Here is an 11,361-nt window from a genome sequence, read left to right on the forward strand (position 1 = left end):
CTCATGGAACAAAAAATAACGGTTCAGTCCGCCGATAAAGTCAAAATTCAACGTCCAGACGGACAGAAACACAACGATAACTACTCCCCCCGCAGCCGAATTTACGTGCGTGATACCAAAGGTGCCATGGAGTATTTTAGACGTGGGTTTGGTTTTCTATTGCTGGCTGTCTTTGCTCTCATTCCCTGGCTGACTTATCAGGGCGAACAAGCAGTTCTGCTCGATATTATGGATCAGCGCTTCCGTATTTATGGCTTAACTTTGTGGCCGCAGGACTTCACTGTAGTTGCCTGGTTTGCGATTGTGGCCGCCGTTGCGTTATTTTTTGTGACAACCGTTTTTGGTCGGGTCTGGTGTGGGTTTATGTGCCCGCAAACCACCTGGACCTTTATTTTCATGTGGTTTGAGAAAAAGTTCGAAGGGCCGCGCAATAAGCGTATAAAACTGGATGAACGCAAAATGGACTTTGACAAGTTCTGGCGCAAAACCGGTAAACAGACCGGCTGGATCCTGGTGTCTCTATTAACCGCAATGATCTTTGTGGGTTACTTTACTGACATACGCGAACTTTTCCTGAACTTCTTTACCCTGGACGCCGGTTTCTGGGCAACCTTCAGTGTTCTTTTTTTCGCATTCTGTACTTATGGTAACGCCGGTTATATGCGGGAAATTATGTGTACGCACATGTGTCCTTATGCGCGTTTCCAGTCGGCTATGTTCGATAAAGACACTTACACCGTGTCTTATGATGCTGAAAGGGGCGAGCCCCGAGGCCCACGCTCGCGTAAGGCTGATCCGGCTGAAAAAGGCTTAGGTCACTGTATTGACTGCTATATGTGTGTGCAGGTCTGCCCTACCGGCATCGATATCCGAAACGGTCTGCAATACGAGTGCATCGACTGTGGCGCCTGTATTGATGCCTGTAATGACGTTATGGATAAAATGAATTATCCAAAAGGACTTATCCGCTTTACCACTGAACGTAACTTAGCCGCCAAAAACAAAAAAGAGAAAACCAATCCGTGGCGGATGAAGAGTATCGGCTACTTTATTATGGTTCTCGTAGTTAGTACCGTACTGGTTTGGGACGTCGCGACCCGTGTGCCTCTGGAGGTTGATGTATTACGTGACCGTAACCAGCTGTTCCGAGAAAATATAGAAGGACAAATTGAAAACGTCTTTACCTTAAAGCTGGTCAATAAGTCGCAACAGGACATGACTTACCGCGTGGAAGTTAAAGGTTTTGATGAGTTCGAGTTAATTGGCGATTCTACGAAACAGGTTTCTGCGGGTGAAGTCGGAACCTTGCCGGTAACCGTAGCGGTTCCACCATCATTATTAGAAGGTCAGGTCACAGAGTTTTACTTCGTGGTCACAGCGGTTGATAATGCGGATATAACTAATACGCATCAGAGCCGCTTTTTATATGAATGATTTTACAGAGAACGCGTCGGACTTTGCTTTTCAGGGACTGACGCCGGATCTGGTTGTTAATGCCTTAGAAAGTGTCGGTTTGTATCCCGCATCGGGCTTGCTGGCACTTAATAGCTACGAAAACCGGGTTTATCAGTTTGCTGACGACGATCGCAAACGTTACGTGGCAAAATTCTATCGCCCGCAGCGCTGGCGCACAGAGCAAATTAACGAAGAACTGGAGTTTGTTGAGGAACTGGCGCAAGCCGAGGTTCCGGCGGTTTCGGCTCTGGAGCTTCAGGGAAAGCGTCTGCACGAGTTTGAAGGCTATCGTTTTTGTGTGTATACAAGCATTGGCGGCAGAGCCTTTGAGCCTAATGACCTGGACGAACTGGAGCGGCTGGGCCGTCAAATAGGTCGCATGCACGCGGTAGCTCAGGCGGGCAAGTTTAAAGTCCGGGAAACCATTGACTACGAAGGTTTTGTGGAACAGTCCGTGGCCGAGCTACACCAGTCCGCTTTATTACCCGCTGAATTAAAAGACGCTTTTTTTGCCATTCTTGATCCCTTAAGTGAGCGCTTACGTTCTACACCTTTGCAGGAATTCGAGTATCAGCGTCTGCATGGCGACTGCCATATTGGTAATATTCTGCAGTATGAAGAACAACTGACTTTTGTCGATTTTGATGACTGTCGCTCCGGGCCTGCCGTGCAAGACTTATGGATGATGCTGAACGGGTCGCATCAGGAGCAGACCTTACAAATGGACGCCCTACTGACTGGCTACGAAGATTTCTGCGAATTCGATACCGCGCAATTGATATTAATTGAACCTTTGCGCAGTTTCAGAATCATTCAATATATGGCATGGTTATCACGCCGGTGGCAGGATAGTGCCTTTCAGCGAGCGTTTCCCTGGTTTGCAGAAAGCCGATATTGGGAGCAGCAGATTCTGGCACTGAAAGAACAACTGGCGGGGCTGGATGAAGCGCCGCTGAACCTTGGCTTTAATGGCTAATTTGAATAGATAGCTTTAACAGATAACAGGAAATGATAATGAAAAAGTGGTTAATAGGTTTTGCCGGAGCATTAATGGTCGCAGCGGGTTTTGCTCAGGCTCAGAATTTTGAAGAAGGTGTCCACTACGAAGTGGTATCCGATGAAGCAACCAGCAAACCGGAGATCACCGAGTTCTTTTCGTTTTATTGTGTGCATTGCTACCGCTTTGAACCTATTGCAAAAGAAATGAAGTCTGAGTATCCGGACGCTTTCAAAAAGGCACATGTGTCGTTTATCAACCCGCGCGGTAATGTGGGTGAAACCATGACTCAGGCTTTTGTTGTTGCGCAAAAGCTGAATAAAGAAGAGGAAATTGCTGCGGCTATTTTTGATTACAACTTCAACAAAAACAGCATGCTGACCAGCAAAGAAGACATTCGCAATGTGTTTATTGTAAACGATGTAACCGGTGATGAGTTTGATAAAGCCATGGCGAGCTTCACTGTTCGTGCTGCGGCGTCAAAAATGGATCGTCGGGCAAGTAACTTAGGGGTTAACGCAACACCAAGTTTTATCGTTAACGGTAAATACAAAATGCTGCCACAGGGTTTCCGTGACAGCGATAACTTCCAGGAAGACTTCTCTAAGTTAGCCGGTTACCTGCTAGAAAAATAACTCAGCGTCCTGAATTACTTTGAGAATGAGTGCCTTCTCCGTTTTGCTCGGAGAAGGCTTGATTATTGTTCATATATTGATAGTTCTTCAGTCCAAAGTCCGCCATAACACTGTATAAATACTCCAGAATAGAGCTTTGTATCGCCTCATATTTTGTCCATTCGGTTTCTTTAGCGAACGCATAAATTTCCAGTGGTATGCCAGCGGCGGTTGGCTGCATCAGACGTGCCATGTGCAGGAGGTCTTCTCTCACCTGCTTGTGGTTTTTCAGGTAGTTATTAGCAAATACACGAAACACCGTTAAATTACTGACGGGCTTTTGCAGTTCGTTTTCGCTCAGCCAATCCTCAACCGATTGATTAAAGTGCTTTTCGGCAACCTCTTCCAGCTCCTCATCGGATAAAATCCGGGAGCTGTCCAAATCAATCATTAGTGAACGTCTCATGCGTCGTCCACCTGTATTGATCATTCCCTGCCAGTTTTTAAACGATTCGTGGATTAATACATAAGTGGGCAAGTAAACAATGGTTTTATCCCAGTTCTCAACTTGCACGGAAATTAGGCCGACTTCCTGAACCGTACCATCAACCCCGTGATCAGTCAGTTCAATCCAGTCACCAATAGCAACCATGCGGTTGGTCGCCAATTGCACTCCGGCGACAAAGCCCATTAGGGTATCCCTGAAAACCACCATAAGAATGGCGGTCATGGCGCCGAAGCCGCTGAGTAAATACATGGGGGACTTGTTCATAATAATGGCGATGGTAATAATAATGGCCATTAGTACCAATACGAGCTTTATAACCTGTATGACCCCGGTAATGGGGACTTCACGTGCTTTATAAGAGTAATCATAAGCAATGGATACTACGTTAGCTAAAGCCGTGAGGATGCTGGTAATAACCCAGGTAAGATAAACACCAACAACGGTACGTAGCGGGGACTGCCAGCTTTCAAAGTCATCGATAAACAGGATCGGTATGAAACTGTGTATCAGGATAACCGGGGCTAAGTTAGCGCAGCGCTTAAAAAGGCCGCTGTTAACCAATGACTTATACCAACGCTCAGGCGCTCTTTTTAGTAAGTGCTCTATGGCATGGTCGATAAGCCAACGCGCTATGGCATAGGTAATATAGCAACCAATAAGAACCATTAATGAACTGATAGCCAGGCTCAGTTCCTGTAAATTGCTTTCAATACCGAATTTCTGTAGCCACTCTTTTACAAACTCGAAGTCCATTATAAAACTCCCTTAGCGGGTGCTGTGAATTTGCTTACGCATTTCGTCAATGGTTTGATCTTTTTCCTGCCAGCGCGTATTCAGCCATTGCTGAAAATGAGCTCTGAAGACTTCGTCACTGGCGTAATCGCCGATTAAGTCAGCGGTAATGGGCCGTGTCTTTATATCAACATAGACGTTTTTCAATTGTCCGCTTAATAAATGCCAGACTACCGGGCGTTTATCGGTTCCCGGATAGACAATGGTAATATCCAGAATGGCCTCAAACTGACCTCCCATAATTTGCAAAGAGAAAGCCGTACCGCCTGCTTTAGGCGGCAGCAGGTTGCTAAAAGGGCTGTGTTTTTTCGCGTGCTTCTCTGGAGTAAATCGCGTGCCCTCACAGAAATTGACCACAGTTGTAGGAATGTGACGGAATTTGGCACAGGAGCGCGTTGTTGTCGCAATGTCTTTGCCTTTTAAATGCGGTTTTTTCTCCAGCAACTCTTTTGAGTAGCGCTTCATAAAAGGCATATCCAGTACCCAGCAACCCCAGCCAATAATGGGTATCCACATAAGTTGAGACTTTAAAAAGAAGCGCGGCATAGGCATATGACGGCGAGTCAGGTGCATTAGTACCAGCACATCTACCCAGCTACGATGGTTAGCCATAACCATGTACCAGCCTTTCTCGTGGATATCGAGATCCCCTTTAATGTGCCACTCCATACGCTGAGTCAGCTGGAACATCATCGACATACAGTATGCCCAGACTCTGAATAGAGCATTCCCCAGAAAAGAACAAATGCGCTGAGGCGTTTTAAAAGGCAGTAACACTTTAAAAATACCAATACTAATAATCGAAACACCAATAATAGCGGTGGTGATTAATCCCCATGAAAAGTTAATAACGACTCTGAAGGGAATGAGTATTGATGTCAGCATGCTGCCCTATCCTAATTAGAAACAATGAGATAAATAATAACTGAAGCCAGTAATGATGTCTGTTGGTAACGAGTAAAAATTAATGGTACTGTATATATGTACAGTATTTGGAGGTTTTATGCAGACAAAGCTTCAGACTCTTATTCAGCAAGGGCTTGTTTGGCATGGTCAGGTTAGCGACAGTCAGACAGCAACCTTAAGCTCTGGCTTTCCGTCGTTAGATACTGCGCTGGGCGGTGGCTGGCAATACCCGGGGTTGCATGAGTGGCAGTTGCAAACCCCCTTTTCGGAACAGGCACTATTGTTGCCATTAATACAGCATGCGGTGCAACAAAAGCAGTCAGTTTTCTGGGTAAACCCTCCGGCCTGGTTGTCGGCTGCTGGCTTACATCATTATGGGCTTAATGAGTCTATGCAGGTGGTTATTCAGACCAATTCAGAGAAAGCCGCCTGGGCGTTTGAGCAAATATTGCAGACAAAAAATGCGCTGGCTTTAGGCTGGTTTGCACAAAAAGAAATGACAGCTCAATCTGTTCGGCGTTGGTATAAAGCAACCCAAACCGGGCAGATGGGCGTGGTATTGAGTGAGCCCGTTTTAAATGAAGAGGCGCGGGCTTACTCTAACCGTGTACGATTAAAGCTTGGTGAAGCGGGTGTCACGCTCGACATACTAAAACGCAAAGTGGGTTGGCCACTGGAAAGCGTTGTTCTGAACTAATGTGGTTATATTGTCATTTCCCCCAACTACTAATGGATAATCGGGTGCGCTTACAGCCTGACAGCAACACCCTGCCGCTGGCACTTTACCAGTTACAGGGTAACCAGTCGGTTATAGTGCAGTGCAGCACCTTGGCGCGGGAGGCTGGGGTCAAACCCTCTATCCAGACGGTTATGGCAATATCGCTTTGTGAGCAACTGCAACTTATTGAATATATTCCGGAGCGTGAGCAGCAGGTGTTACAGCAATTAGCCACCCGACTTTACCAGTGGGCAGCTAAGTTAGTTTTGTATCCACCCAAAGGTCTGGCAATTGAGTTGAGTAGTCTGGCGCAGTTGTATGGCGGGATGGATGCGGTATTTAACACGTTATCCCGAGAGGTTGATGCGCTGCCAATTAAGGCTCAGCTGGCAGTCGCGGATAACCCTTTAGCCGCTCAATTATTAGCAGAATATGACTGCCCGGTTTCGTTAAACCCCAAAGAGTCTGCACAGCTGCTGGCTCAGCTACCTATTGGTGCTGCCGGTTTAGGAACAAAAACACAGAAGCATTGTAAAGCCGCTGGTTTTCGTCAGCTGGGAGAGCTCATACAGTTAGCGGGAGATGAAGTCGGCCGGCAGTTGGGCCTGGAAACACAGTTATATCTGGAGCGAATTCAGGGTCGCCAGCAGCAAAGTTATAATTTTTTCACTCCACCGGAAAGTTTCCGGCAAAGCCTGGATCTGGTCACTGAAATTCCTCACTGGCAAGGGTTGTTGTTTCCGCTAAAAAGACTGTTCGGTGAGCTGGAAGATTTTCTCTATCAGCGGCAAAAAGTAACCCAGCAGGTTAGTATTGAACTGCATCACCGATATGAACCTCCTTCTGTTGTTCCCGTCGCTTTAGCTGAACCCGGCTGGCGGGGGCAGAGTTTTTTGTCGTTACTGCAGTTAAAAATGGAATCTATACCCTTGCCAGAAGCGGTTATAGAAATTACGTTGGTAGCTAACGAGCTATTGCAGTCTGAACAGCACAACAGTCACTTTTTTGGTGTGCAGCAACACCGGCATGAAACACTGCAGCTTATTAGCCGGTTACAGGCTAAGCTTGGCAACAATGCCGTGTTCTCGCCAGCCATGAATGACGACCCTCGCCCCGGTAATAACGAATTTCGACGCCCGGCAGGGGAAAAGCCTCAAATTTTATCTGCGGCGCCTAAGCGGCCTCTTTGGCTATTACAGCCTCCGCAGCCAACTTCAATTGATTTATGGCAACTACGTCACGGGCCGGAACGCAAAGTCTGTGGTTGGTGGGACGCTGGTGACATAGCGCGCGACTACTGGATTGCCCGGGACAAGTTTCAGCGTGTGGGTTGGCTCTATTTTGAGTCCGGACAATGGTATTTGCATGGTTGGTTCAGCTGATATGTTCAAAGGTTCCGGTGGAAAACCTTTTGCTGAGCTACACAGTTTAAGCCATTACAGTTTTTTGCGCTCAGCCGCTTCGCCGGAGGAACTGGTGAGGCACGCAGATGATCTGGGTTATGCCGCCATAGCAATAACTGACGAATGCTCTGTGGCCGGTATTGTAAAAGCCTATCAGGAGTCAAAAGAGCAGGGTATTAAACTGATTGTGGGTAGTGAATTCAGGGTGACCGAAGTGGGTACGCTGGTTGTGCTGGCGCCAACCCGGGAAGCCTATGCGGAGCTTTGTAAAAAAATTACACTGTTCCGTAGTCGCAGTGAAAAAGGCCATTATCAGGCCAACATCGATGATTTTTTCGACGGGTTCTCTCAGTGTCTTTTATTGTGGCAGCCAGACTTTTCTCAGGCCCAGCTTCTGGCCATTGGTGAAAAGTTGAAATCGGTATGGCAGCAGCGCTTTTGGCTATTATACGAGCGGCATTACCAGGCTGACGATGAAAGGGCTTTTCAGGCTATGGTTGAGCTACAACAGGCCGTTAAAGTGAAAGTCACCTGCGCTGGTGGCGTTCGCATGGCAACCATTGAACAACAGCCGCTGTATGACATTCTGAACGCGATTCAACATGGTGGCTCTTTAGCGCATCAGCCGGGGTTAGCCAGTAACAACGCGGAGCATCATCTGCGAAGCCTGAGTGAGTTGCAACAGTGCTACCCGCAAAAGTGGCTAGCCGAAACACTGGTTATTGCTCAGCAGTGTCAGTTTTGTCTGTCCGAACTTCGTTACGAATACCCCGTCGAACTGGTTCCTGAAGGTATGAGTGCCTCCGGCTATTTAAAGCAGTTAACTGAACAAGGCGCTCGCTGGCGTTATCCGCAAGGTGTGCCCGAGTCGATAAAAGCGCTTTATTTAAAAGAGCTAAGCCTGATAAAAGAGCAAAGCTACGAGCCTTTCTTTTTAACCATTCATGACTTAGTTCGTTTTGCCCGTGAGCAGGGAATCTTATTTCAAGGGCGTGGTTCGGCAGCAAACTCGGTGGTTTGTTATTGTCTGGGCATTACCGCGGTTAACCCGGCGCAAATTCAGGTGTTGTTTGAACGTTTTATTTCTAAGGAACGGAACGAACCTCCCGATATCGATGTGGACTTTGAGCACGAGCGCCGCGAAGAAGTCATTCAGTATATTTACCGCAAGTACGGTCGGCAGCGCGCAGCGTTGGCTGCAACGGTTATTACCTACCGTTTTAAAAGTGCTTTTCGTGATGTTGGCAAAGCTCTGGGCTTTAGTGAGCAGCAACTGCAGTATTTCCGTCGCAACTTAGACCGACGCGACAAAGAGCAAAGCTGGCAGCAACAGCTGGTGCAACAGCACCCCGAAGTCACAAATTCGGTAAGGGGGCAGCACCTTTTACAGTTCACTGAGCAATTGATGGGTACTCCCCGGCATTTGTCGCAGCATGTCGGCGGTTTTGTTATCGCTGCTGATGACTTGTCACGGCTGGTTCCGGTAGAAAATGCCTCGATGACGGACCGTACGGTTATTCAGTGGGACAAGACGGATCTCGAAAGCCTGGGCTTATTAAAAGTAGACGTGCTGGCGCTGGGCATGCTGACGGCATTACGAAAAATGCTGACGCTTATTAATTCGCGCTATGAGCAGCAACTGACCATGGCAACTATTCCGCAGGAAGACAGCCGGGTTTATCAGCAGCTGCAAACCGCAGATTCTATGGGGATTTTTCAGATAGAGTCGCGTGCGCAAATGAATATGTTGCCGCGACTAAAACCCAAAACCTTCTATGACTTGGTTATTCAAATTGCGATTGTTCGGCCCGGCCCCATACAAGGCGACATGGTACATCCCTTTTTACGTCGTCGCGCTGGTCTGGAAGAGGTTGATTACCCTAGCGACGAAGTAAAGTCGGTATTAGAAAGAACGCTGGGCGTGCCTATTTTTCAGGAGCAGGTGATTAAACTGGCTATGGTTGCGGCTGGCTTTAGCGGTGGTGAGGCTGATCAGCTCCGCCGGGCAATGGCGTCGTGGGGGCAAAACGGGCATTTAACCCGCTTTGAAGGCAAGCTTATTAACGGCATGCTGGAGCGGGGTTATAAACAAGAGTTTGCCGAACGCTTGTTCCGGCAAATTTGTGGCTTTGGACAGTATGGTTTCCCTGAGTCCCACTCTGCCAGCTTTGCTAATTTAGCTTATGTGTCGTCCTGGTTTAAAACCTATCACCCGGCCGCTTTTTATGTGGGTTTACTGAACAGTTTACCTATGGGGTTTTATTCGGCATCGCAGTTGGTACAGGACGCACAACGCCACGGCGTAGCGTTTTTGGCAGCGGATATTAACGCCAGCGACTGGGACTATTGTTGGTTGCCTAAAGAAGATACGAACTCTGATGAGACTGTACGCATGGGCTTAAGGCAAATTCAAGGCCTATCCGAAAGCAGAATAAAACATACGTTGACGCAAAGGCCGGAGGACGGTTTCACCAGCATGCATGAGTTGCGACAAAGCGGATTACGGGACTCCGATATCAACGCCCTCGCCCGCGCCGACGCATTAAAGAGTATTGCAGGACATCGGCATCAGGCACATTGGCAAAGCTTGTCTATGAGTGACCAGCAAATGCCGTTGTTTGAGAATGTAAAGGATCGCCCTGCCCGCCAACTGCCCGCGCCTGATGAGCCGGACAATATAAAAGCGGATTATGAATCGACCGGATTGACCTTAGGCCGCCACCCATTAGCTTTGCTGAGGAATAACCCTGAATTAAAAAACTGCGTTATGGCCCGCGATCTAATGACCTGCCGCTCAGGGCAAGTACTGACTCTGGCCGGCTTAGTCACCTGCAGGCAAAGGCCTGGCACCCGTAGCGGCGTCACTTTTTTAACTTTGGAAGATGAAAGCGGAAACAGCAATGTGGTGGTCTGGGCGAATACCGCCCGCCAATTTCGACAATGCTTCCTGACCAGCAACCTACTTTGGGTAAAAGGCATTGTCGAAATTCACGACGGTGTGGTGCATGTTATTGCAGGCCGGTTAAAAGACTTATCCGGCCTGTTAAGTTTCTCTCGACTGGAAAGCCGTCGTTTCCACTAAGCTTCCATTAACTTAAGAAACTGGACTCACCTGTAAAAGGTAGTCGTCTTTTAAATCGACGTAGTTTTGTGCCGATTGGCTTAAAAAGTTCGTCTCACCACTATTAAGGCGTCTTTTCTTTTCTACTGGGCTGCCGACATATAAGTAGCCACTTTCTAAGCGTTTGCCCGGAGGAACCAGACTACCGGCTCCAATAATGACATCATCCTCTATTACGACATCATCCATTATAACGGCTGACATGCCTACTAATATGCGGTTACCCAGTTTGCAACCATGCAACATACAATGGTGGCCTACGGTAACTTCGTCCCCAATAACTAAGGGATGCCCATCAGGGTTGGCTTTGGATTTACGCGTAACATGAAGAACGGTTCCATCCTGAATGTTGCTGCGCTTGCCAATAGTAATACGGTTAACATCGCCTCTCGCTGCGACCATAGGCCATACGCTGCTGTCATCGCCTATTGTAATATTACCGACAATGACCGAACTGGGGTCCAGGTAAACGCGTTCACCGATAACTGGTTCATATTCACAGTAACTACGGATATCTGCCATAAGTGTGCTCCTGAGTTAAAAGCTGTTACAACCTTTATAGCAGATAGAGGTAAATAGGTCATGTCTGGCCTAAGTTTGGCGAGAAAAGCAGCGTGTTGCTGAAACTTTACGCAGTCAGCAAAAAAACAGTTAGAAAGGTGCTAAAAGCGCTTGACGGGACGAGTTAAATCTCTAAAATGCGCTCCACGTTTAAGGCAGGCAACGAAGCCGCCGAAAACCTAAGTTTTCTAAAAAATCTTTTTTCAAAAAAGTATTGACGGAAAACACACGGTGTGTAGAATACGCACCTCTCGCAGCCAAGGTTGCTGAGAAACGCTCTTTAACA

Annotated in this window: 9 protein-coding genes; 6 read left to right on the forward strand and 3 right to left on the reverse strand. The window is 47.6% G+C overall.

Translation table 11 applies throughout. The features are described 5' to 3' along the window. Positions 1 to 3: 3 nt before the first annotated feature. The 3 genes from ccoG to ACN0RF_RS09425 are packed head-to-tail and all read left to right on the forward strand — an operon-like array spanning position 4 to position 3,087. Positions 4 to 1,434: a cytochrome c oxidase accessory protein CcoG gene (gene ccoG / locus ACN0RF_RS09415; RefSeq protein WP_011235796.1), complete on the forward strand. Its 1,431-nt coding sequence runs from the start codon at positions 4 to 6 to the stop codon at positions 1,432 to 1,434. Beyond that, positions 1,427 to 2,431, forward strand: a complete 1,005-nt coding sequence (locus ACN0RF_RS09420) for a serine/threonine protein kinase (RefSeq protein ID WP_417438790.1) — start codon at positions 1,427 to 1,429, stop codon at positions 2,429 to 2,431. The genes ccoG and ACN0RF_RS09420 overlap by 8 nt, the downstream gene beginning before the upstream one ends. Positions 2,432 to 2,469: 38 nt before the next feature. Continuing rightward, positions 2,470 to 3,087, forward strand: a complete 618-nt coding sequence (locus tag ACN0RF_RS09425) for a thiol:disulfide interchange protein DsbA/DsbL (protein WP_417438791.1) — start codon at positions 2,470 to 2,472, stop codon at positions 3,085 to 3,087. A 1-nt stretch (position 3,088) separates the two neighbouring features. Here the strand turns inward: ACN0RF_RS09425 and ACN0RF_RS09430 are convergent, their stop codons facing one another. Together ACN0RF_RS09430 and ACN0RF_RS09435 are read right to left on the reverse strand one after the other, a co-directional pair. Next, the gene (locus ACN0RF_RS09430; protein WP_417438792.1) at positions 3,089 to 4,327 is read right to left on the reverse strand and encodes a mechanosensitive ion channel family protein; all 1,239 of its coding nucleotides are present in this window, start codon (positions 4,325 to 4,327) and stop codon (positions 3,089 to 3,091) included. 12 nt (positions 4,328 to 4,339) lie between these two features. Then, on the reverse strand, positions 4,340 to 5,251 hold the full coding sequence (locus ACN0RF_RS09435) for an acyltransferase (protein ID WP_417438793.1): 912 nt from the start codon (positions 5,249 to 5,251) through the stop codon (positions 4,340 to 4,342). Between the two features lie 118 nt (positions 5,252 to 5,369). Here ACN0RF_RS09435 and ACN0RF_RS09440 point away from each other — a divergent pair, with 118 nt between their 5' ends. From ACN0RF_RS09440 to ACN0RF_RS09450, 3 genes are read left to right on the forward strand one after another with little or no spacing between them, the layout of a single operon-like run. Next, entirely contained in the window at positions 5,370 to 5,969 is a 600-nt protein-coding gene (locus tag ACN0RF_RS09440; RefSeq protein WP_417438794.1) for an ImuA family protein, read from the forward strand. 44 nt (positions 5,970 to 6,013) lie between these two features. Next, the gene (locus ACN0RF_RS09445; RefSeq protein WP_417438795.1) at positions 6,014 to 7,372 is read left to right on the forward strand and encodes a Y-family DNA polymerase; all 1,359 of its coding nucleotides are present in this window, start codon (positions 6,014 to 6,016) and stop codon (positions 7,370 to 7,372) included. Then, positions 7,356 to 10,475, forward strand: coding sequence for an error-prone DNA polymerase (locus ACN0RF_RS09450; protein WP_417438796.1), 3,120 nt, complete (start codon positions 7,356 to 7,358; stop codon positions 10,473 to 10,475). Before ACN0RF_RS09445 ends, ACN0RF_RS09450 begins: the two co-directional genes overlap by 17 nt. 12 nt (positions 10,476 to 10,487) lie before the next feature. Here the strand turns inward: ACN0RF_RS09450 and ACN0RF_RS09455 are convergent, their stop codons facing one another. Further along, positions 10,488 to 11,036, reverse strand: a complete 549-nt coding sequence (locus tag ACN0RF_RS09455) for a gamma carbonic anhydrase family protein (protein ID WP_034819523.1) — start codon at positions 11,034 to 11,036, stop codon at positions 10,488 to 10,490. Between the last annotated feature and the right edge of the window lie 325 nt (positions 11,037 to 11,361).

Origin of the sequence: Idiomarina sp. (genome assembly GCF_048260185.1) — a bacterium.
Lineage (GTDB): Bacteria > Pseudomonadota > Gammaproteobacteria > Enterobacterales > Alteromonadaceae > Idiomarina.